This window comes from Roseibium sp. MMSF_3247 (assembly GCF_030733765.1).
In the GTDB taxonomy this organism is placed as follows: Bacteria; Pseudomonadota; Alphaproteobacteria; order Rhizobiales; family Stappiaceae; genus Roseibium.
Genome location: NZ_JASHII010000007.1, coordinates 231,813 through 252,985 on the forward strand (window position 1 = coordinate 231,813; position 21,173 = coordinate 252,985).

General features: G+C 54.9%; 20 protein-coding genes. 12 read left to right on the top strand and 8 right to left on the bottom strand.

Translation table 11 applies throughout. The features are described from left to right. Window positions 1-33: 33 nt before the first annotated feature. From RBB44_RS21615 to secA, 4 genes are all read right to left on the bottom strand, one after another. Window positions 34-1,554, bottom strand: a complete 1,521-nt coding sequence (locus RBB44_RS21615; protein ID WP_306149608.1) for a glycosyltransferase family 39 protein — start codon at window positions 1,552-1,554, stop codon at window positions 34-36. A 17-nt stretch (window positions 1,555-1,571) separates the two neighbouring features. Continuing rightward, window positions 1,572-2,003, bottom strand: coding sequence for a GtrA family protein (locus RBB44_RS21620; RefSeq protein ID WP_306149607.1), 432 nt, complete (start codon window positions 2,001-2,003; stop codon window positions 1,572-1,574). Further along, entirely contained in the window at window positions 1,993-2,952 is a 960-nt protein-coding gene (locus tag RBB44_RS21625; RefSeq protein ID WP_306149606.1) for a glycosyltransferase family 2 protein, read from the bottom strand. The genes RBB44_RS21620 and RBB44_RS21625 overlap by 11 nt, the downstream gene beginning before the upstream one ends. 245 nt (window positions 2,953-3,197) lie before the next feature. After that, a complete protein-coding gene (gene secA / locus RBB44_RS21630; RefSeq protein ID WP_306149605.1) occupies window positions 3,198-5,966 on the bottom strand; it encodes a preprotein translocase subunit SecA in 2,769 nt (922 codons plus the stop codon). A 269-nt stretch (window positions 5,967-6,235) separates the two neighbouring features. Here secA and RBB44_RS21635 point away from each other — a divergent pair, with 269 nt between their 5' ends. The 4 genes from RBB44_RS21635 to RBB44_RS21650 all read left to right on the top strand — a co-directional run bounded on the left by RBB44_RS21635 (window position 6,236) and on the right by RBB44_RS21650 (window position 9,208). Beyond that, a complete protein-coding gene (locus tag RBB44_RS21635) occupies window positions 6,236-7,099 on the top strand; it encodes a peptidylprolyl isomerase (RefSeq protein WP_306149604.1) in 864 nt (287 codons plus the stop codon). A gap of 149 nt (window positions 7,100-7,248) precedes the next feature. Beyond that, window positions 7,249-8,490: a bifunctional glutamate N-acetyltransferase/amino-acid acetyltransferase ArgJ gene (argJ, locus tag RBB44_RS21640; RefSeq protein ID WP_306149603.1), complete on the top strand. Its 1,242-nt coding sequence runs from the start codon at window positions 7,249-7,251 to the stop codon at window positions 8,488-8,490. Between the two features lie 71 nt (window positions 8,491-8,561). Next, window positions 8,562-8,963 carry a (deoxy)nucleoside triphosphate pyrophosphohydrolase gene (locus tag RBB44_RS21645; RefSeq protein ID WP_306149602.1) on the top strand — a complete coding sequence of 134 codons (402 nt, stop codon included), beginning with the start codon at window positions 8,562-8,564 and terminating at the stop codon, window positions 8,961-8,963. 26 nt (window positions 8,964-8,989) lie between these two features. Further along, window positions 8,990-9,208: a Flp family type IVb pilin gene (locus RBB44_RS21650; protein ID WP_306149601.1), complete on the top strand. Its 219-nt coding sequence runs from the start codon at window positions 8,990-8,992 to the stop codon at window positions 9,206-9,208. A gap of 21 nt (window positions 9,209-9,229) precedes the next feature. Here RBB44_RS21650 and RBB44_RS21655 read toward each other — a convergent pair whose 3' ends face one another. Beyond that, window positions 9,230-10,126 carry a methyltransferase domain-containing protein gene (locus RBB44_RS21655; protein ID WP_371932305.1) on the bottom strand — a complete coding sequence of 299 codons (897 nt, stop codon included), beginning with the start codon at window positions 10,124-10,126 and terminating at the stop codon, window positions 9,230-9,232. A gap of 176 nt (window positions 10,127-10,302) precedes the next feature. Here RBB44_RS21655 and RBB44_RS21660 point away from each other — a divergent pair, with 176 nt between their 5' ends. From RBB44_RS21660 to RBB44_RS21675, 4 genes are all read left to right on the top strand, one after another. Next, on the top strand, window positions 10,303-11,046 hold the full coding sequence (locus RBB44_RS21660; RefSeq protein ID WP_306149779.1) for a ComF family protein: 744 nt from the start codon (window positions 10,303-10,305) through the stop codon (window positions 11,044-11,046). Window positions 11,047-11,159: 113 nt separating this feature from the next. After that, window positions 11,160-11,417, top strand: coding sequence for a glutaredoxin 3 (grxC, locus tag RBB44_RS21665; protein WP_306149600.1), 258 nt, complete (start codon window positions 11,160-11,162; stop codon window positions 11,415-11,417). A 42-nt stretch (window positions 11,418-11,459) separates the two neighbouring features. After that, a complete protein-coding gene (locus RBB44_RS21670; protein WP_306149599.1) occupies window positions 11,460-12,314 on the top strand; it encodes a carbon-nitrogen hydrolase family protein in 855 nt (284 codons plus the stop codon). After that, the gene (locus RBB44_RS21675; protein WP_306149598.1) at window positions 12,311-12,844 is read left to right on the top strand and encodes a DUF1178 family protein; all 534 of its coding nucleotides are present in this window, start codon (window positions 12,311-12,313) and stop codon (window positions 12,842-12,844) included. Before RBB44_RS21670 ends, RBB44_RS21675 begins: the two co-directional genes overlap by 4 nt. 78 nt (window positions 12,845-12,922) lie before the next feature. Here the strand turns inward: RBB44_RS21675 and RBB44_RS21680 are convergent, their stop codons facing one another. The 3 genes from RBB44_RS21680 to ubiG all read right to left on the bottom strand — a co-directional run bounded on the left by RBB44_RS21680 (window position 12,923) and on the right by ubiG (window position 15,070). Next, entirely contained in the window at window positions 12,923-13,417 is a 495-nt protein-coding gene (locus tag RBB44_RS21680; RefSeq protein ID WP_306149597.1) for a phasin family protein, read from the bottom strand. Between the two features lie 205 nt (window positions 13,418-13,622). Then, on the bottom strand, window positions 13,623-14,318 hold the full coding sequence (locus RBB44_RS21685) for an alpha/beta fold hydrolase (RefSeq protein ID WP_371932303.1): 696 nt from the start codon (window positions 14,316-14,318) through the stop codon (window positions 13,623-13,625). Next, complete coding sequence (gene ubiG, locus RBB44_RS21690; protein WP_306149596.1) at window positions 14,318-15,070, bottom strand: bifunctional 2-polyprenyl-6-hydroxyphenol methylase/3-demethylubiquinol 3-O-methyltransferase UbiG; 753 nt, start codon at window positions 15,068-15,070, stop codon at window positions 14,318-14,320. The genes RBB44_RS21685 and ubiG overlap by 1 nt, the downstream gene beginning before the upstream one ends. A gap of 200 nt (window positions 15,071-15,270) precedes the next feature. Here ubiG and RBB44_RS21695 point away from each other — a divergent pair, with 200 nt between their 5' ends. The 4 genes from RBB44_RS21695 to prmC all read left to right on the top strand — a co-directional run bounded on the left by RBB44_RS21695 (window position 15,271) and on the right by prmC (window position 20,844). Beyond that, complete coding sequence (locus RBB44_RS21695; RefSeq protein ID WP_008196107.1) at window positions 15,271-16,521, top strand: aspartate kinase; 1,251 nt, start codon at window positions 15,271-15,273, stop codon at window positions 16,519-16,521. 69 nt (window positions 16,522-16,590) lie between these two features. After that, a complete protein-coding gene (gene ptsP, locus RBB44_RS21700) occupies window positions 16,591-18,858 on the top strand; it encodes a phosphoenolpyruvate--protein phosphotransferase (protein WP_133952134.1) in 2,268 nt (755 codons plus the stop codon). 53 nt (window positions 18,859-18,911) lie between these two features. Further along, complete coding sequence (prfA, locus tag RBB44_RS21705) at window positions 18,912-19,985, top strand: peptide chain release factor 1 (RefSeq protein ID WP_306149595.1); 1,074 nt, start codon at window positions 18,912-18,914, stop codon at window positions 19,983-19,985. Window positions 19,986-20,001: 16 nt separating this feature from the next. Then, complete coding sequence (gene prmC, locus RBB44_RS21710) at window positions 20,002-20,844, top strand: peptide chain release factor N(5)-glutamine methyltransferase (RefSeq protein WP_306149594.1); 843 nt, start codon at window positions 20,002-20,004, stop codon at window positions 20,842-20,844. Window positions 20,845-21,173 lie beyond the last annotated feature (329 nt).

Sequence of the window (21,173 nt, forward strand, 5' to 3'; positions counted from 1 at the left end):
TAGACCCTTTTCTCGATTGTGCCATCAGGCTTTCTAATCGGTGCGTTCATCGTCTACAGATGTGGCGACGCTTCCCGGCGGTACAATGATCCAATTGATCGTGAGGTCCGGAAAGGTGCCATAAGAGTGGAACGGCAGCGTGTGTCGGCCCCGGCGGCTGGCGTTTGGATAGAGCTCCATAATCCGGCCAGCAGGTCCTGAGTTCTCGCCGCGCCAAAGGATCATCACGCCCTTTTTCTGAACATCATCTAAGTCGATCCAGGGGCTCAATGTTGTGTTGTGCTCCAAGAACATTGAAGGTCTCGATGCGGCGTGAAGGGTTACATTGGCTGTCGTCCACTCATCTCCGGCGACATACGCCAGTTCAGTACCTGTTTCCTTTTCCCAGACATCAGAGAGGAATTCCGCGGCTGCCTTGCCTGGATAATGAATGCGGGATTGTTTGGTCTTCCAAAGAGGCTCCAGAACAGCTTGCCCAAAGAGGACGCCCAGAAAAATGGCCTGGATGACGAGAGCGCCTGTAAATGCGCGTCTGGGCGCAGACCAAAAAGCCGGAAGATGAAAATATCGAACTGCCACCAACCCGGACAGGACAAAGAGTGGCGTGCCCCACATATGTTTGAATTCACTGCCTGTTACAGCAGACGCCATTAGCACTACGGCAAGCGGTACAAAAGCGAACCAGACAAGGAATCTGTCGGCTTCAAGCGTAAGTTCAGATCCGCGGGTGAAGGACCATGATGTCTTTGCTGTTTTCAACTTTTGCCAGCTAAGGCCAAGCAACGCGACTATGAAAAGCCCGGCGTGATTGGCGACCTGTGCCAAAAGGAAGTTTATCGGATTGTAAACGTGGTCGAACAATGAACCTGCTGCATTGCTTCGGCCGATGGCATAACGGAAGGTCAAAAAGTCAGTTTCATAAAGCCAGTATAAATGGGGCCCTACCAGAAGAAGGAACGAAATTGAGCAAATCCATGGCCCGGAGGTTGCGAGATACCTGCGCCCGTCAGTGTAAACAAGGGCGTATAGTCCAATTGTGCCGATCAACAGGAAGACAAAGTATTTGGTGTAGAAGCCAATTGCGGCGACTGCCCCCAACAGGATCCAGTATCGGACTGCGCCTGAATTCAACGCGCGCAAGAAGAAAAAAAACATTCCTGCCCAGACCGGGATCTGGAGGATATTCGGGTTGAACTCGGGTACGGGGAGGGTGAAATAAAACGTTACGCTGGTAAGCACGATTGCCCAGAACCGTTGTTGTTCTGAAAAGCCAAGCTCTTTTCCTATCAACCAGACGAAACAGTATCCGATGCCAATGCTTATTGCGCTCAGCCAATAGGCTCCATAGGCGTGTCCACCGGTCAGGTGATAGCTCAGTTCGAGCAGCCAGGCCTGCATAGGCGGGTGTTTGGTATAGCCGAGTTGAATGTCTCTGCCCCACGCAAATCCTTCAACGACATCCAGCGGCGGATTGGGGAAGCTCAAGGTTGGAACCAGTGCATAAAGAAGGCATAGAAGCCCTCCATACAGAAGCGCAGCGCGGCTGGCGTTCATCAATTACTCCAGTCCAATCACGGATCAACTTCGGTGTGCGAAAAAGCCCAGAAGCGGGTGCCAATAAATGTAAGGGACGGAACAATTGCGATCGAAACCATCAAACCGAGCAGATCCGGCCAGGGCGTAAGGTTCAGCCAAAGAGCCAATACGCTAGAGTTGAGCGTGAAGCCTGATGCCGCGATCAATAAGAATCTCAGCATTGCCTTCAATGCGGTCTTTTCTTGGCGGAGGTGCGAGAAACTCCAGTAAAAGTGGCCTGAAAAGGAAACGCCAAACGCAACCAGAAAGCCGGCGAAATTTGCCAGCATTGGCGGAAGCAGTCCGCTTTCCAGGAGAAAGCCGGCCACAGTGGCATGGATGAGCGTTGCAACAACGCCGACCACCGCAAATTTCCCGGCAGCATTGGCTTCCGTTTTCAGTGTTTGACGTTTGCGGTCAGTGATCATGTTCATCTTGCTTATGGGTTTGCTGAGGAGTGCTCTCAATGACATCCTGCAGTAGGTACACCGGCCGTTGCTTCGATTCATTAAATAGCCGGGTCACGTACTCACCGATCATTCCGATTGAGAGCAACTGGATTCCTGAGAAGAGCAGCACTGCAACCATGATGGAGGTGTAACCTGGAACGTCGATGCCGAAAATGATTCCCCTGATCGTGAGATAGATGGCATAGGCGAAGGCGAGGATTGACACCAGAGCGCCGCCGTAAAACCACATCCTCAAGGGCATCGTTGTAAAGCCCGTGATGCCGTCGAGCGCGAAGTTCCAGAGTTTCCAGTAGTTGAACTTGCCGTCGCCTGCCTTCCGCGGGGGGCGTTCATAAGGAACAGCCATGGCGGGAAAACCCACCCAGGCGAACAGACCTTTCATAAATCGGTTTCGTTCCGGTAACTGAAGCAGCGCATCAATTACCGCCCTGTCAATCAGGCGGAAATCACCGGCGTTCGGAGGCATGTCAATGTTCGAAAGCTTGTTGAAGACCTTGTAGAACATGCCTGCAGTCGATCGCTTCATCAGTGTGTCTGATGTTCGATCCACCCGCAGGCCATAAACCACATCATAGCCGGCCCGCCAGCCATCAATCATTTGGTGGATCAATTCGGGTGGGTCTTGAAGATCTGCATCAATGATGACGCCGATGTCGCCTTTGGCGGCCTCCAAACCGGCAGAAAGGGCCGCCTCCTTGCCGAAGTTCCGAGAGAGGCCGAGCAGCCGTCCGGGTAAGCCGTTGGCAAGCCTATCCGTCAGTATGTCAGCCGTGGCATCCTGGCTGCCGTCGTCGATAAAAACATATTCGTATTGCAGCCCTGTTTCCTCAAGAACGCGTTTGGTCTCCTCCAGAAAGTGACCGATAACGTCTTCTTCGTTGTAGACCGGCACTATGACGCTGATCATAGGACTTTCCGTTCGGAGTTCTTTCCGGCGGGATACGTAGATTTTTGGGGCTTGTTTTGGCTGCATTGATACGGTGGCTTTTTGGATCTTCGCGGCAACCTGCCGGAAAAGACCGAGAAACGCCAGCCTTTAGAAAACTGCGGAAGCAAAATAGTGCTTTAGCATTTGCTTTGGTGGTTCAGAGCAAAAAAAGCCGGCGCTCATTTTGAGCGCCGGCTTTTGCTATTCGTTAGAACCGCGTATGATTAGACAAGCGCTCCGTGACAGTGCTTGTATTTCTTGCCGGACCCGCACGGACAGGCTTCGTTACGGCCAACTTTTCCCCAAGTCGCAGGATTGTTTGGATCGCGCTCGCGGCTTGTTTGGGGTTGAGCGTTCGGCTGCGCCATTTCGTCTTCACCGGTCATCGGGTTGATGTGATGCTCATGCATCTCCGGCATCTGCGGCATTTCCGGTGGCTGTTCGGTTACCAGCTCAACGCGAAGCAGCTGAGCTGTCGTGATTTGGCGCAGTTGTGCCAGCATCGATTCAAACAGGGTGAAGGATTCGGTCTTGTATTCCTGCAAAGGATCGCGTTGACCGTATCCGCGGAACCCGACAACGGAGCGCAGATGGTCAAGGTTGGCCAGGTGCTCCCGCCACAGATTATCAAGCGTTTGAAGCAGAATTGCCTTTTCGACCCGGCGCATGACTTCGGGCGTGTACTTGGCGACTTTTTGGGCCATGGCCTCGTCAGCCGTCCGTGTCAGCCGTTCCTTGACCTCTTCATCCGCGATACCTTCTTCGGCCGCCCAGTCCTTGATCGGCAAGTCAAGATTCAGGTACTTGCGGACTTCTTCCTGAAGTCCTTCGGTATCCCATTGTTCCGGATAAGCGCGCTCTGGAATGTGGCTTGCGACCAGATCGTCGATTACGTCGTGCCGCATGTCCGTCACAGCATCCTGGATCGCGTCGCTGTCCATCAGGTCGATACGTTGATCGAAGACGACCTTGCGCTGGTCGTTCATCACGTCGTCGAATTTCAGGAGGTTTTTACGGATATCGAAGTTTCGCGCCTCGACCTTTTGCTGCGCCTTCTCAAGAGCTTTGTTAATCCACGGATGGATGATTGCTTCGCCTTCTTCCAGGCCCAGCTTCTGCAGCATTGAGTCCATGCGCTCGGAGCCGAAAATCCGCATCAGATCATCGTCAAGCGATAGGAAGAACTTGGAATGGCCCGGATCGCCCTGACGGCCGGAACGACCACGCAGCTGGTTATCGATACGGCGGCTTTCATGCCGTTCGGTGCCGATCACGTAGAGGCCGCCGGCTTTGAGTGCTTCTTGTTTGAGCTCCTCGACTTCGGCCCGGATGGCAGCTTCCTTCGCGGTTCGTTCTTCCCCTTCCGGCATCTCGCCAAGGGTCATTTCGATCTGCATATCGGCGTTGCCGCCGAGCTGAATATCCGTACCACGGCCGGCCATGTTGGTTGCGATCGTGACAGCGCCTGGCAAACCAGCCTGAGCAACAATAAACGCTTCCTGCTCGTGATAGCGCGCGTTCAAAACGGCAAAGACCTTGGACTTGCCACCGTCCTTCTTCTGCGCGGCGGCAAAGGCGACCGGATTGCTCAAATCGATCTGCTTGTAGCCATGTTGCTTCAAAAGCTCGGCCAGGATTTCCGACTTCTCGATGGAGGTCGTGCCCACCAGGATCGGCTGCCGGCGTTCCTTGCACTCATCAATCAACTTGACGATCGCGTTGAATTTTTCCTGGAAGGTCCGGTAAACCTCATCATCGTCATCGATCCGCTGAACGGAAACGTTTGTCGGAATTTCAACGACTTCCAGCTTATAGATGTCGGCAAATTCGTCCGCTTCCGTTGAAGCTGTACCGGTCATGCCGGCAAGCTTGCCGTACATGCGGAAATAGTTCTGGAACGTGATCGATGCGAGTGTTTGGTTTTCAGGCTGAATGCGAACCTTCTCGCGCGCTTCCAGGGCCTGATGGAGACCTTCGGAGAACCGGCGGCCCGGCATCATGCGCCCGGTAAACTCATCGATGATCACAACTTCGCCATTTCGGACAATGTAGTCTTTGTCCCGCTGGAAGAGTTTGTGAGCTTTCAGAGCTTGTTGGAGATGGTGAACGATTGAGACGTTCTCCACATCATACAGCGAATCGCCTTTCAGAAGATCGGCTTCCGCCAAAAGCCCTTCGAGTTTCTCGTTGCCAGCCTCGGTGAATGTCGCTGATCGCGCCTTTTCATCGAGCTCGTAATCCTCCTCTGTGAGGTTCGGAATAAAGGCGTCAACGGTGTTGTAGAACTCAGAGCGGTCTTCCAGGGGACCGGAGATGATCAATGGTGTCCGGGCTTCATCGATCAGAATTGAATCGACCTCGTCGACGATTGCATAGGCATGTCCACGTTGCACCATTGAGGCGCGGTCATGTTTCATGTTGTCGCGAAGATAATCGAAGCCGAATTCGTTGTTCGTTCCGTATGTAACGTCAGCGGCATAGGCTGCGCGGCGCTCTTCATCCGACAGGCCATGTGTGATGCAGCCAACAGACAGTCCCAAGAACTTGTAAACCTGCCCCATCCACTCGCTGTCGCGCTGGGCCAGGTAGTCGTTCACGGTAACGACGTGCACACCTTCCCCCAACAAGGCGTTCAGGTAGACAGGTGCCGTCGCCACAAGGGTCTTACCTTCACCCGTTCGCATTTCCGCGATTTGACCGGAGTTCAGCACCATGCCGCCGATCAGTTGGACATCATAATGACGCTGACCGAGCGCCCGTTTGGCTGCTTCGCGCACCGTTGCGAAAGCCGGAGCAAGGATGTCGTCCAAAGGCGCGCCGTTTTTCAGTTGTTCGCGGAATTTCTCCGTCTGGGCGCGAAGGTCCTCGTCCGACAAAGCCTGGATCTCAGTTTCCAGAGCGTTGATTTGCTCAACTCTCGCCCGGAATGACTTCACTTTCCGGTCATTTGAAGATCCGAATAACTTACGTGCTATTGCGCCGAGGCCAGCCATGTGGCGGTCCTTCCTTTACGGTCGGTGTCACTGGCAATCTGACACCTGCCCATGAAATCGTCTCAATTTGTTGTACACGTTGCACACGTAGCGCAGCGCGCTGGCCAACTCATGTGGCCGAAAAGATGCCATCCCAGCCTCGCAGCAGGGCCGCCCGAGAGATAAGAGGGGGGTGAATGCTTGTCAACGCTGCTGGAATAGGCAATGTACCCGAGCCCTCGTGTTCCGAGGGATAAAAGAGATATGTTCCCATAGGTAAAGGTTTTCTCATGCTCCGAAATTCGATGCGCAGGCCAGTCAAGGCTCTTGCCGTTTCCTTCATGGCGCTGACGCTCGGATCGGCTTCTTTGTCGGCGGCCGAACCGGAAGATGTCGTTGCCAAGGTTGGCGATGCGGTCATCACGGAAGCCGATATTGCGTTTGCTGCCCAGGATTTGGGTCAAGAGCTCCAACGTTTCCCACCGGCACAATGGCGCCAGTTGCTGCTCGACGTCATGATCGACATGGAGTTGCTGGCTCTGGCTGCGAAGAATGATGGCCTCGATCAGGATCCGGATTTCAAGAAACAGCTTGAGTTTCTTGAGCTGCGCGCCCTGCGCAACGCTTATCTCGGCCAGAAGATTAACGGTTCTATCTCTGATGACGACGTGAAGGCCGCTTACGATAAGGAATTCGCGGATTTCGAAGGTCCTGAAGAGATCAATGCCCGTCATATTCTGGTCGAGGACAAAGCAGAAGCAGAGGCACTCATCACTGAGCTTGATGGCGGTGCTGACTTCGCTGAGCTCGCCAAGGAAAAATCCACAGGACCTTCGGGGCCGAACGGTGGTGATCTTGGCTTTTTTGCAAAAGGCCAAATGGTGCCGCCATTTGAGGAGGCAGCCTTTGCATTGGAGCCAGGTACTTACACCAAAGAGCCGGTTGAAACCCAGTTTGGATGGCACGTCATCAAAGTGGAGGACAAGCGCCGGCAGGAAAAGCCTGCTTTGGAAACGGTTGAAGCAAACCTCCGCCAGCAGCTTGCGCGAGAGCGGTACGAAGCGCGTATGATTGAGCTGAAAGACGAATATGCTGTCGAGATCTTGGATGAACAACTCGCCAATGCAGAGGGCGAGAAGCCCGCGGCTGAGTAAACAGCGCTGTGAGTGAGGAATACCCGGTGGCCACGAGGCCGCCGGGTTTTTGTTTGCCTGCGAGATCGTGTTCCTGAAAAGGCTTGCAGACCCGCTTGCCTCTGGCTAGGGACAACAACAGCTGTTTCACGCATCCCGGAGCCGATCCTATGTCGACAACCGTTTCACCACTTGCACCCAAATCCTATCCGGAAATGCCGGACATCGAGGGTGTCACTTTTGCGACAGCCGGCGCTGGGATCAAGTATTCCGGCCGGACGGACGTTTTGCTCGTGTCGCTGTCTGAAGGGACTGCAGTTGCAGGCGTTTTCACAAAGTCTAAATGTTCATCCGCTCCAGTTGACTGGTGCAAAGGGATCCTGAGTGAAGGGCACGCCCGGGCCCTTTTGGTCAATTCAGGAAATGCCAATGCGTTCACCGGGAAAAAGGGTAAGGCCGCGGTTGCCAAATCTGCTGAGATTATTTCCAGCGCTATGTCCTGTCCTGAGAATGAAATATATCTGGCGTCGACCGGGGTGATCGGGGAACCGCTTCCAGCTGAGAAGTTTGCAGGGGTTGCAGATGACTTGGTGGCATCGCAGGGGCAGTCAAGCTGGTTGGAAGCGGCCAAGGCCATAATGACAACGGATACCTATCCGAAACTTGCGACAGCTACCGTAGAGCTCGATGGCGAGACGGTAACGATCAACGGCATCGCTAAGGGGGCGGGCATGATCGCACCGGATATGGCGACGATGCTGTCATTTATTTTCACTGATGCGCTCATAGCGCCTGGTGTCCTTCAGACAATTCTCGGCCAAAACACAGAAACGTCCTTCAATGCCATTACGGTCGACAGTGACACATCGACCTCTGACACCGTGCTGTTCTTTGCGACCGGTGCTGCGGAAAAACGTGGCGTGGAGGCTGTTTCCGAGATTGATGATCCCAGGACCGAGGTGATCCGGGCAGCACTTGCAGACGTGATGACGGATCTGGCGCACCAAATCGTCAAAGACGGTGAAGGCGCGCGCAAGTTTGTTCAAATTTCTGTTGAAGGCGCGGAGAGCGACCAGTCGGCAAAGCGGATTGCCCTTTCGATTGCCAATTCCCCACTCGTGAAAACCGCCGTTGCTGGTGAAGACGCCAATTGGGGGCGAGTAGTTATGGCTGTTGGCAAAGCAGGGGAACCGGCCGATCGCGACCGGCTGGCGATTTGGTTTGGCGATGTTCGTGTCGCTATAGAGGGGGAGCGCGATCCGGATTACAGCGAAGAGGCTGCCTCCGCCGTGATGAAAGAAGAAACGATTCCTATCCGGGTAGATCTCGGCATCGGAGCAGGTGAAGCGGTTGTTTGGACATGTGATCTGACGAAGCAATATGTAGAAATAAACGGCGACTATAGAAGTTGATCGTCGATTAATTAAATTGCGACGGATTTATCATACCCCGCGAAAACTGTTTCAAAATCGGACAAAGAATAATGACCAAGATCGTACTTGTTGCTGCTTGTGCGCTTGTCGATGTTGATGGACGTGTGCTGCTTGCGCAGCGTCCTGAAGGTAAATCGATGGCGGGTTTGTGGGAGTTTCCGGGCGGAAAGGTCGAAACTGGTGAGCGCCCAGAGGAGACTTTGATCCGTGAGCTCGGCGAAGAACTCGGGGTCGAGGTTAATGAAGCGTGTCTTGCCCCTTTGACTTTCGCGAGCCATGCTTATGAGGACTTTCATCTTCTCATGCCACTTTACATCTGCCGAAGATGGGAAGGCACTCCCCGCGGCCGGGAAAATCAGGCACTTAAGTGGGTCCGTGCCGTGAGGTTACGGGACTACCCGATGCCAGCAGCGGATGAACCACTCATTCCGCACATAATGGATGCGGTCTAAAACCGATCAATGTTGGGATGAGCGAAATGTATTCCGTGACTAAGCAGTTCCTATTCCAACACCTTCAGCGCCTTATTCATGATCGCAGCGGTGCCACCATGGTTGAATATGGCTTGCTTGTCGCTACGCTTAGCATCGCAATCCTATTGACTATTGGTAGCATAGGAGGAACGGTCCGAGATGACGTTTTTCAAGTTATCTCCGATGTCATGCTGACGGGCGCAAACGAAGCCGCGCAAAACTAAAAACCGGGAAATTACTGATTTTCAATCCCGTTTCAATCCAACTTCTTCTGTTCCCAAAGCATCGGCCAGCCGGGTTTTAGCTGACCCTGGTTTGAGCGGTTTTTGCTGGCTCGAATGTGGTGCCCACCCGAGCAAGGTGACCATGTTGAAGGTTGCACGGACCCGCCCATCTGGATCTGCATAATCCTGGGAATACAACTCAGCAGCCCTTAAAAACACCGTCTTTGGTAGAGGTGTTCTACTGCGTTCCCTCAGGATGTTCGTCGCGCCCATCGCCTTCAAGTCAGCCATCAAATCAAACATGGAATTGTAGCGGACGGTTAGAGGATCCATGTCAGTGACTGGCAAGGCAAAACCGGCACGCTGCATAAGTCCGCCCAAATCTCTGGTATCTGCGAAAGGCAGCACACGCGCAGCAGCGCCGCCCCTAAGCTCCAGTTCTGCTCGGGTCAGGCAATCTCGCAATTCCGTCAGTGTGCCCGCACCGGCGAGCGTTGCCAAAAACAATCCGTCAGGCCGCAATGCCCTTCGGATTTGAATAAGGGTTCCTGGCAGGTCGTTCACAAATTGCAATGAAAGTGCGGACACGATGAGATCGGTGGACTGATCTTTTAGAGGCAGCACCGCATCATCTGCGACAAAGGCCGGAGCGGTCAGGTGCGGGTCTGGTTGCCATAGATCCGCTCTGTAAAGAGTTCCGACTTTGCCAGTCGCTCCAAGCAATGACTCGACATTCCCGCAGTGGCCGCCCAGATCAATCGCCGTATCGAAAGTCCTGGTGATCGTAGATAGCCGTTCTTCGAGATCTTCTACGACGGCCTTCAACAAAAAATCTGAACCGAGCTTAGCGTTCTTTAGCGCCGCTTTGCGCCTCATCCGCAGCAATTTACGGTCAAACAATTCGGGTTGCGCGCTCACGGTTTTTGCCTTCCTGTACTTTCTTGCCGTCGACATAGGTCAATTGCAAAGATGCGTCAAAACCATCTGCCAGTCTCAGAAGTTTGATTGCGCCTTGTGTTGCTGTGGGTCTCGTGCACACTCTTTGAGTGTATGGGGTGCGTATGACATTCAAATCCTTTGTGACTTTGCCAGCGATGACAGCCGGGGGTTACCTTCTTGATGCCTTATTGCCGAGGCGCTGCCCCTGTTGTGAGTGCGGAGTTGCCAGCGGTCTCGGCTTGTGTGGCAGCTGCTGGCAACAAGTCCGATTTTTAGAACGGCCCTGGTGTCAGAGAATGGGAACACCGTTCACCCACGATGTCGGCGAAAATGCACTGAGCCCGCGAGCCATTGCCGACCCGCCTGAATTCTACCGTTTGAGAGCTGTCGCCTTCTACACAGGGCCGGTAAAGGATCTGGTATTAGCGCTAAAGTTTGCACGGCGCAGAGAATTGGCGGAGGCTATGGGCACATGGATGGCGCGTTCAGGTACAGAATTTTTGGGTGATAGCCTGGTCATCCCAGTGCCGCTCCATTGGACGCGCCTTTGGCAGCGCCGGTTCAATCAGGCCGCGGATCTTGCACGTGTTGTTGCGAACATCTCAGGCGCAGACTACGCCCCGTTCATATTAAAGCGGACGAGGCGGACACAGCAACAAGTCGGGCTGCCTGCAAAGGCGCGCAAGCGCAACGTGCGGCGGGCCTTTCAAGTGCCGGACAATCAACTGCAAAAGCTCACTGGGCGAAGTGTGGTTCTTGTCGACGATGTTTACACGACCGGGTCCACAGTCACCGCGTGTACCAAAGTTTTGAAATCAGCAGGTGCAAGTACCGTCGATGTCCTGACTTTTGCCTTGGCAGAGCCTGCCAATCACGAAGACGTTGACCGTCCTGATTAAGCAAGCCACCCGAAAATCTTGAGTTTTCGGGCTATCAAACGCATATACCGCTGCAAGCAACTTCCATTGCGCACTATGGAGACGATCCACTGTGCGAGAAAAGGAAATCAGGAATGTCCGACGTCACGATTTACACACGGCAACTCTGCGGGTTCTGTACTGCTGCGAAGCGCCTTCTGGAAAAGAAGGGTGTTTCGTTCACCGAGCATGACGCGACCTTTGACCCAAAACTGCGCCAGGAGATGGTGCAAAAGGCCAATGGCCGGTCCACATTCCCGCAGATTTTCATCGGTTCAAAACACGTTGGTGGGTGCGATGATTTGCATGACCTTGAACGTGCAGGCAAACTGGATCGGTTGCTCGCTTCCTAACGTAAAAGGAGCAGTCACTGATTTCCTTTTGAGGATGAACGAATGGCCACCTTCAAAGCGGCGTGTATTCAACTGCGCAGCGGTAAATCCATTGAGCAAAATGCAAGTGTTGCGGAACAGTTGATCCGGCAAGCGGCCGAGGCTGGAGCGATCTACATCCAGACACCGGAAATGTCGAATGTTCTGGTCCGCAGCCGCGATGAGCTGATGGAGCGGATCGGGTCTGGCGTTGAAGACCCGTTCTTGAAGATGGCGCAAACTGTGGCCTCCGAGCTTAATGTGTCTCTTCATCTCGGATCTTTGGCGGTCTTGAAAGACAGTGGCAAAGTCGCCAACCGGGCTTTTTTCATTGGCACAGATGGCGCAATTCAAGCGTCCTATGACAAGATACACATGTTCGATGTCGATCTGCCAAATGGCGAGAGCTGGCGCGAGTCGGCAACTTATGACCCGGGTCAGGAAACGATATTGACGGATGCGCCCTTTGGACGAGTTGGCATGGCTGTGTGTTACGATGTTCGCTTCCCAGCCGTCTTTCGTGAACAAGCACGGCGCGGTGCGGAGATCCTGACCGCACCGGCAGCTTTCACTCGGCAGACTGGTGAAGCACACTGGCATGTGCTACAGCGCGCCCGCGCAATCGAAAACGGCGCCTACATGATCTCCGCGGCTCAAGGCGGTGTCCATGAAGACGGCCGTGAGACCTACGGCCACAGCCTGATGGTCGACCCCTGGGGAGAGGTCATTGCCGAGCTGGATCATGATGAGCCGGATTTCATCGTTGCGGCTATTGAGACTGAGAATGTTGCCAAGGCAAGGGCGCGCATTCCCGCCATCGCAAACGAGCGGGCATTCGCGTCTCGTATTGCCGATGGTTTGAAGGAGATACCTGCGTGATTAAATACACGCTTGTTTGCGATGCACCGCACAGGTTTGAAGGCTGGTTCCGTAATTCGGAAGACTTTGACATGCAATGCGGCCGTGGCCTTGTGACATGCCCGGTCTGCAACAGCACAGATGTCAAGAAGGGTTTGATGGCGCCTGCTGTGTCGACGTCGCGAAAGAAGGACGCCATGGCGGTTCCTGATATCACTGCAACTGCGCCGCCTCCTCCTACCGCCGCGCCAGCATCCAGCCCACAGGTTCCAGCTTCTGCCAGTGACGTCAAACCGCAAGCTTCTGCGCTCATGCCCAATGATGTGCGTCAGAAAGAGATTGTAGAGGCATTGCGGCTGGTGCGTGCCAAAATGACAGAAAATTCTGAAAATGTTGGATCTTCTTTTGCCTCTGAAGCCCGCAAGATCCACTACGGCGAAGCGGAAGAACGAAATATCTACGGTGAAACCTCACCGAAAGAAGCGATGGACCTTATCGACGAAGGAATTTCCGTTCTTCCTCTGCCTGAGTTGCCTGACGACAAGAATTGACAAAGCTGCCGGTCGAAAAACACCGTGGCCGTCAAAGGTGGAGAGGCAGCTGTCGCACTGAACCTCTCCGAATCCTGTTCATGACGTTGCAGCTGTCTTCCGGCGTGCTTTCGGTTTCTCGACTTCCTGCATGCTTTCTTCGACCGCCTTGCTGAGTTCGCTCACGGTCTCCATCGCTGTTTCGTTCAATTCTTCCGCGGCTGCAGCGTTCTCGGTGAAGCTCTCGCGCATCAAAGCGGCTTGCTTCTCAAAGTGCGCCTGATACTCGTTGGTCATTTTTGAATAGAAAGCCTGCAGTGTGGCAAAGGTTTCCTCTGGTGCCGTGCACTGGCTGAGTGATTTCGCACACTCAAAATCTTCGTGAAGCCGGTGGTTTACAAAATCCATATGGTCTTCGAATGCTTTTCCGACATGTGTCCACATGGTTTCTCCCATTTTCTGGAAACTGGCGACGGCCTTGGCTTCCATACGGTCTTCGCGTTCGGCAAACGCCCAGTTGGAAAACGCGGGCATTGGCCATTCCGGCATCTTGCCGGTGATATCGAAACTTGTCGTACTACGTTTGGTTGGCATTGGACCCTCCGCTTGAAAATGGCTGTTCCGCGAACGCCGCCGGGGGAAGTTTTTTAAGCCGGCGTCAGTTCCGGTTCGTGGACACTGCAATCTTCGCAGCGCCAAAACATTTTCTGACCTTACGGCAGATATGCGGCCTAACTTTGATGCAGGTCAATTTTCCACTGCGGCATTTTGGAAACTAAGCAAAGGCCGGAACCGGTTCTCAGGCATCGTTTAAGAAGTTGCGCAGTGCGCCGGTCACTTCATCCGGTGTTTCCAACGTGGAAAGATGTCCGCTACCTTCGATAATGGCCAGGCCGCTGTTCGGAATGAGCGAGTTTATTTCTTGCGCTAGCTCAGGAGGCGTCAGGGTATCGCCATCTCCGACCAGAACGAGCGAAGGACAGGATATCTCATGAAGCCGTGGCCGTGCATCGGGTCGATGGATCAGCGCTGTCTGTTGGCGAATAAAGGCTTCTGGACCAGTGTCTGATGCCATCTCGACGACGATTTGTTTGAGATCGTGGTCGTCATGCCGTCTCTCGTGGACAAATCCGGGAAAGAGCAGTTCAGGAACCTTTTCAAAGCTCCGTTCCCTGGTCAGTCTGATCAGGAACTCGCGCCGCTCTGTTTGTTCCGGAGTGTCAGCACGCGCATTCGTATCCAGTAACGCGAGCTTGCTAACCCGCTCCGGTGCCTCGCGCATGATTTCCATGGCGATATAACCGCCCATGGACAGGCCAATCAGAGAGAACCGCTCTGGCGCTTGTCTCAAGATGTCGGCCGCGATCGCTTCAATCCTGTCATACTCGCGGTGATTGGCAACCATGATCGGACGGTCCGCAAACGCAACAATTTGTGGTGCGTACAGGGCTTCGGTGCACAGTAGACCCGGGACAAACAGAATCGGATCGCTCATCAGGACGCCTTGGGCCGTTCGGCGAGCAGCATGTAGTTGACATCCATGTCGCGCGAACGGGCCCAGGTGTCGGTGATTGGGTTAAAACTCACACCGGACCGGTCAATGATGGTCAGGCCTGCTGCGTTGAGAGGAGATTCGATTTCGGACGGTTTGACCAGTTTTTCGTAGGAATGGGTGCCCTTCGGCAGCCAACGCAAAACGTACTCCGCCCCCACAATCGCCAGAGCATAAGCCTTTAAAGTCCGGTTGATTGTCGCAACGAACATGAGGCCACCTGGGCGGACCATCTTGCTCGTCGCGTTCAAGAAAAGCGGGACATCGGCGACGTGTTCAACGACTTCCATATTCAGAACGACGTCGAATGTTTCGTCGGCCTCGGCCAACGCTTCCGCTGTTTCGGCGCGGTAGTCGATATCCAAGCCCGAGGATTGCATGTGGAGTTTGGCAACCTCAATGTTGGTTTCAGACGCATCTGCGCCGACGACATCGGCTCCGAGCCGGGCCATCGGTTCGCTCAAGAGGCCTCCGCCACATCCGATGTCCAGAAACCTTAGGCCCTTAAACGCGTCCGGAGAGTTTGGATCTCGGTCGAATTGACGGCAGACCTCCTGTTTGATGTAGGACAGCCGTACCGGGTTGAATTTGTGCAGTGGTTTGAACTTGCCGGTCGGATCCCACCATTGATCGGCCAACGCTGAAAACCGGGCGACTTCATCACTGTCGATCGTTCCGTTGGTTTTTTGTGCCATACTTGTCATCTGAAGACCCTTCATCGGAATGCCGGCGCGCGTCACTCCGTGTATTTCAAAAGTGTGCTCTGTCGTTCCAAGGTCGCAGCCTATTTGTCAAGCCAACCTGTTGCAGCATCGCGACGCACCATGTATGCATGTCCGCCGATCCAACAGGCGCGACCGGCGCCCCGGGAAGTCATAACTAGAATACGAGTGGTATGGCCCGACTGGTTTTAAAATTTGGCGGGACATCGGTTGCTGACCTCGATCGCATCCGCAATGTCGCACGCCACGTCAAACGGGAAGTGGACGCAGGTCACCAGGTCGCTGTTGTTGTTTCAGCAATGTCCGGGCAGACCAACAAGCTGGTTCAGTTCTGCCGTGACGCTTCACCGCTGCATGATGCCCGCGAGTATGACGCGGTCGTTGCTTCAGGCGAACAGGTGACTTCTGGCCTCCTGGCCATTGTCCTGCAGGACATGGGCGTCAATGCGCGCTCTTGGCAGGGGTGGCAGGTGCCGATCAAGACGGACGAAAATCACGGTGCCGCGCGCATTCGTGAGATCGATGGTGCGTTCTTGACCGAGCGGCTTGAGCAAGGACAGGTGGCTGTTCTCGCCGGCTTTCAGGGCATTTCGCCCGACAATCGGATTTCGACGCTTGGCCGGGGCGGTTCCGACACCAGCGCGGTTGCGATCGCAGCGGCCATCAAGGCTGACCGGTGTGATATCTATACAGATGTTGACGGGGTCTACACCACCGACCCGCGGATCGTCCCGCAGGCACAACGCCTTGACCGCGTCTCGTTTGAAGAAATGCTCGAAATGGCGTCTCTTGGAGCGAAGGTTCTTCAGGTGCGGTCGGTTGAAATGGCCATGGTGCACGGCGTTCGCACCTTTGTGCGGTCAAGCTTTGATGACCCGGATGCGCCGCAGACTGGCCAGGACGGCCTTCCGGTAGGTACTCTTATTTGCGACGAGGATGAACTCGTGGAACAGCAGGTTGTCACCGGCATTGCATATGCCAAGGACGAAGCTCAGATCTCTATCCGTGACGTTGCGGACAAGCCGGGGGTCGCTCAATCCGTTTTCGGCCCATTGGCGGATGCCAGCATCAATGTGGACATGATCGTTCAGAACATCTCTCCCGATGGCAAGACGACTGACATCACGTTCACGGTTCCTGAAGCGGATTTCGCTCGGGCGAAAAAAGTTTTGGAAGACAATCGCGATGAGATCGGTTTCCAAAACCTCGAGGGCGCAGCTGATGTGGTTAAAGTGTCCGTCATCGGCATTGGAATGCGGTCTCATGCCGGCGTTGCTGCCCAGTGCTTTAGCGGTTTGGCGAGCAAGGGCATCAACATCCGTGCGATCACGACCTCGGAAATCAAGATTTCCGTTCTTATCGATTCTGCCTATGCGGAACTTGCAGTCCGGACTCTCCATTCGCTATACGGTCTGGACGGATAAAAATCCGTGAGTCTGGTTTCGGCGTAGTCGAGACCGGGTTTTTGCTTAGCGGGATTACTCGGGGGCGGAATGCGCAGCAACCTAGCAGGACCGCGCCTATTGCTCCGCCGGCTCCGGGAAGTCATGGCGGAGCCCATCAAGGCGCAGGAGCGTCTCGACAAGATCGTTGTTCTGATCGCGTCGAACGTCGTCGCCGAAGTGTGTTCCGTTTATATTCTGCGTGCCGATGGGGTTCTTGAACTTTACGCCACTGAGGGCTTGAAGCGCGAAGCTGTTCACAATGCTTCATTGCGCGTTGGGGAAGGCCTGGTTGGTCTGATTGCGGCAGAGGCCCGTCCCCTTAATCTCCCAAATGCAAGTGCGCATCCCGGCTTCGCCTATTTGCCGGAAACCGGGGAAGAGGCTTATAACTCCTTCCTCGGCGTGCCGATCTTGCGGGCAGGGCGGACGCTTGGGGTTCTCGTTGTCCAGAACCAGTCTCACCGCACCTATCTCGAAGACGAGGTCGAAGCCCTTCAGACCACAGCCATGGTCATCGCGGAGATGGTTGCGGCCGGAGAGCTTGAGGCGATTTCACAGAAGGCAACCGGGTTGGATATGTCCCGGCCGATCGCCTCGTCAGGCGTTGGTTTGGCCGAAGGTGTTGGGTTGGGGCACGTGGTTCTTCATGAGCCGAGAGTTGTTGTCACCAATCTCATCTCAGAAGATGCAGACAAGGAAAAGCAACGGCTTGACGGTGCAATCAATCGTCTGAGGCTATCGATTGACGACCTTTTGGCCAGCGGTGAAATCGCTGCGACCGGCGAGCATCGCGAAGTGCTGGAAGCCTATCGCATGTTTGCCTACGACCGCGGCTGGATCCGGAAGATTGAAGAAGCGATCAAAAACGGTCTGACGGCGGAAGCCGCCGTTGAAAAGGTGCAGAGCGACACGCGTGCCCGGATGTTGCGGCAGACAGACCCGTACCTGCGCGAGCGCCTGCATGATCTTGACGATCTTGCGCATCGGTTGATCCGCGAATTGATGGGCCGCGAGCACGGCCCCGGGATCGACGAGCTGCCGCAGGATGCCATCATCATCGGCCGGAACATGGGCGCTGCCGAGCTATTGGATTATGGCCGCGACCGGATCAGGGGACTCGTTCTTGAAGAAGGTGGTCCAACCAGCCACGTGACAATTGTCGCAAGAGCGCTCGGCATTCCAGCTGTCGGTTTGGTCGACGATATTGTCAGCCTCGCCGATGGCGGCGATGCAATTATCGTTGACGGGGACACGGGCGAGGTTCATCTGCGCCCGGCTGCGGATCTTGAAAATGCGTATGCAGAAAAAGTCCGCTTCCGCGCCCGGCGACAGGCTCAATACCGGCGGTTGCGCAACAAACCGTCGGTCACCAAAGACGGCGTTGAAGTCGCCCTTCAAATGAATGCGGGCCTCCTGGTGGATCTGCCGCATCTGGAAGAGGCCGGTGCAGCCGGAATTGGGCTGTTTCGGACAGAACTCCAATTCATGGTGGCCTCGTCGTTTCCCAGGATGCGGGATCAGCAAGCCCAATATACTCAAATTCTGGATGCATCCGGCGGCAAGCCGGTCACGTTCCGATCGCTGGATATTGGCGGCGACAAGGTTCTCCCGTATCTCCGGTCTATTTTGGAGGAAAACCCGGCGATGGGCTGGCGTGCCCTGCGGCTCGGGCTCGACCGGCCCGGCCTGCTACGCACGCAGATCCGGGCCCTGCTGCACGCGGCGGCTGGGCGCGATTTGAAACTGATGTTTCCAATGGTTGTGGAAGTCGATGAATTCCTTCAGGCCCGCGGATTGGTCGAGAAAGAACTGAAACACCTGCGCCGTCACGGGCACCCGGTGCCGGAAACCATCCGTCTTGGAGTGATGGTAGAAGTGCCATCCCTTCTGTTCCAGCTTGAAGAACTGCTGGGCCATGTGGACTTTATTTCCGTCGGCTCCAACGATCTGTTCCAGTTCTTTTGCGCGGTAGACCGCGGCAACACTCGCGTTGCAGATCGTTTTGATCCCTTAAGCCCTCCATTCCTGAGGGCCTTGAAACAAATTGTGGATGCGGCAGATAAAGCGCATGTACCGGTGACACTGTGCGGCGAAATGGCTGGTAATCCGTTAGCGGCCATGGCACTGATCGGGCTCGGATATCGAAACTTGTCGATGTCGCCCGCATCCCTGGGGCCTGTCAAAGCCATGCTTCGGACTTTGGATGCCGGCAGATTGAGCGCGCGGCTGCTGTCAAGAATGGAGCCTGGGCATCGCGATAGCGATATACGGGCATTTTTGACCCGCTTTGCCGAAGAAATGGATGTTGCGCTTTAGCAGCTTGCCGAACCTAGCCACCCCATTTTGGGAATTCAGGAGACACAGCGCGTATGCTGGCGCGTCACAAACTCGATAACCTGCTCGACCGCTTTGCCGAACTTGAACACATGATGTCCGCCAATCCAGACCCGGCATCTTATGTGAAACTGTCCCGTGAATATGCGGGGCTTGAGCCTTTGGTCCTAAAGATCCGGGCCTTGGTCAAGGCAGAGGAAGACCTGAAGGGTGCTGAAGATCTGATCGAAGATCCGGCTACCGATCCTGAGATGCGGGAACTTGCGGAACTTGAACGGGACGAACTCTCCGAGAACCTTGAGCTTTTGACGCAGGATGTCCGCATCGGTTTGCTACCCAAGGATGAAGCCGACACCAACGATGCGATTTTGGAAGTCCGTGCTGGTACCGGAGGGGATGAGGCCGCGCTTTTTGCCGGTGATTTGTTCCGGATGTATCAGCGCTACGCCGAATTGCGCGGATGGAAAGTTGAAATTCTCTCCGCCAGTGAAGGTGAGGTTGGGGGCTTCAAGGAAGTCATTGCTTCCGTTTCCGGGGAAAATGTTTTTGCCCGGCTGAAATTCGAATCTGGGGTTCACCGCGTTCAACGGGTGCCTGCAACCGAATCCGGCGGGCGGATTCACACCTCCGCTGCTACTGTTGCGGTTCTTCCTCAAGCGGAAAACGTTGATATCGATGTTCAGGATAGCGATTTAAGGATCGATACCTTCCGGGCGTCCGGTGCGGGCGGCCAGCACGTCAACACGACGGATTCTGCGGTCCGCATAACGCACATCCCGACCGGGATCGTTGTCGCGGTTCAGGACGAACGTTCGCAGCACAAAAACAAGGCGCGGGCGATGCAGCTACTGCGCGCCCGGATCTATGATGAGGAGCGGGAGCGGGCTGCGAGCGAGCGCACCGAGGCGCGCCGTTTGCAAGTTGGGTCCGGGGACCGTTCAGAGCGCATCCGCACCTACAATTTCCCGCAAGGCCGGGTCACCGATCACCGGATTGGATTGACGCTCTATAAGCTTGATCAGATCATCGCCGGAGAAAGCCTTGATGAGGTGATCGAAGCCTTGATCCTGGATTACCAGGCAAACCTTTTGGCGTCGGAAGAAGCCTGATTCAAGAAGGCAGCTCATGAAAACCGGGGCGCTTTATCGCCAGATCCGCGATCAGTTCCGTAGCGGCAAACTGGAAACACCGGAACTGGATGCGAAACTCTTGGTCAGCGCCGCTTTGCGGATATCTGTCTCAGAGTTGTTGCTCAGCGAAAGCGAGGAGGTCCCGGATGCAGCAGCTGGTATCGCGTTGGAGTACGCAACGCAGCGGCTGAACGGAAAACCGGTTGGCCGGATACTTGGAGAACGTGAGTTCTACGGCCGGACCTTCCGGCTAAATCATGCGACCCTTGAGCCGCGTCCGGACACGGAAACCCTGATTGAAACTGTCCTGAAGGACTGTGATCCGGTCCGGCCGCTGACAATGTGTGACATTGGGACGGGAACAGGGGCCATCGCTGTGACCTTACTTGCCGAGTTGTCGAAAGCGATCATGGTTGCGGTCGACATCACAGAAGCTGCGCTGGGCTGTGCAGCGAGCAATGCCGATAATCATGGGGTTGGTGACCGCTTTCTTCCCATTCGTGGTGACTATGCAGCCGCGTTGCAGCACGGATTTGACTGGGTGATAAGCAATCCCCCCTACATCCGCACGCCGGTTTTGAGTGAACTTTCCAAGGATGTGCTGCAGCACGATCCGATTCTTGCCTTGGATGGCGGCGCAGACGGCCTGCAAGCCTATCGGCAGATCGTTTCGCAGGCGGCTTCCATTTTGGTGCCGGGTGGGCGAATAGCTTTGGAAATAGGCTATGATCAGGGCGAAGAGTTGAAAAACCAGCTGCGTCATCATGGCTTTGAGGCAATTGATATCATTCAGGATCTTGGTGGGCGTGACCGGGTTGCAACAGCTCGCCGGGTTTAATGATCATGATTTAATCTTGCTGCGAAAAAGCACTTGGAAATCGTAGCGGAACGGGGTACGTTCGGCTTGCCGAGACCGGAGATGTGATAAGCGTTTAAGCGGGGCATACGCATCCGGCAACTTCACAAAATGTGCTGACTTGCGCAGTGAATGTAGTTGTCAATCGGGCTAACCGGTTTTTGGACTGTCGGAGAAAAAGACATGGGCACTGGCTTTCAGCCGGGCTTCTAGCGTCTGACTTTTCATTGACAGCTGCAGGCCATCACGGGTTGGTTTCGGCGCGTATTTCGTATCGGTTTAAAGATATTCCGATGTTTGGTCGGCCATGG

Coding starts and splice junctions, on each gene's coding strand:
- RBB44_RS21615 (WP_306149608.1), bottom strand. CDS start 1,554: ATGAACGCCAGCCGCGCTGCGCTTCTGTATGGAGGGCTTCTATGCCTT.
- RBB44_RS21620 (WP_306149607.1), bottom strand. CDS start 2,003: ATGATCACTGACCGCAAACGTCAAACACTGAAAACGGAAGCCAATGCT.
- RBB44_RS21625 (WP_306149606.1), bottom strand. CDS start 2,952: ATGATCAGCGTCATAGTGCCGGTCTACAACGAAGAAGACGTTATCGGT.
- secA (WP_306149605.1), bottom strand. CDS start 5,966: ATGGCTGGCCTCGGCGCAATAGCACGTAAGTTATTCGGATCTTCAAAT.
- RBB44_RS21635 (WP_306149604.1), top strand. CDS start 6,236: ATGCTCCGAAATTCGATGCGCAGGCCAGTCAAGGCTCTTGCCGTTTCC.
- argJ (WP_306149603.1), top strand. CDS start 7,249: ATGTCGACAACCGTTTCACCACTTGCACCCAAATCCTATCCGGAAATG.
- RBB44_RS21645 (WP_306149602.1), top strand. CDS start 8,562: ATGACCAAGATCGTACTTGTTGCTGCTTGTGCGCTTGTCGATGTTGAT.
- RBB44_RS21650 (WP_306149601.1), top strand. CDS start 8,990: ATGTATTCCGTGACTAAGCAGTTCCTATTCCAACACCTTCAGCGCCTT.
- RBB44_RS21660 (WP_306149779.1), top strand. CDS start 10,303: ATGACAGCCGGGGGTTACCTTCTTGATGCCTTATTGCCGAGGCGCTGC.
- grxC (WP_306149600.1), top strand. CDS start 11,160: ATGTCCGACGTCACGATTTACACACGGCAACTCTGCGGGTTCTGTACT.
- RBB44_RS21670 (WP_306149599.1), top strand. CDS start 11,460: ATGGCCACCTTCAAAGCGGCGTGTATTCAACTGCGCAGCGGTAAATCC.
- RBB44_RS21680 (WP_306149597.1), bottom strand. CDS start 13,417: ATGCCAACCAAACGTAGTACGACAAGTTTCGATATCACCGGCAAGATG.
- RBB44_RS21685 (WP_371932303.1), bottom strand. CDS start 14,318: ATGAGCGATCCGATTCTGTTTGTCCCGGGTCTACTGTGCACCGAAGCC.
- ubiG (WP_306149596.1), bottom strand. CDS start 15,070: ATGGCACAAAAAACCAACGGAACGATCGACAGTGATGAAGTCGCCCGG.
- RBB44_RS21695 (WP_008196107.1), top strand. CDS start 15,271: ATGGCCCGACTGGTTTTAAAATTTGGCGGGACATCGGTTGCTGACCTC.
- ptsP (WP_133952134.1), top strand. CDS start 16,591: ATGCGCAGCAACCTAGCAGGACCGCGCCTATTGCTCCGCCGGCTCCGG.
- prfA (WP_306149595.1), top strand. CDS start 18,912: ATGCTGGCGCGTCACAAACTCGATAACCTGCTCGACCGCTTTGCCGAA.
- prmC (WP_306149594.1), top strand. CDS start 20,002: ATGAAAACCGGGGCGCTTTATCGCCAGATCCGCGATCAGTTCCGTAGC.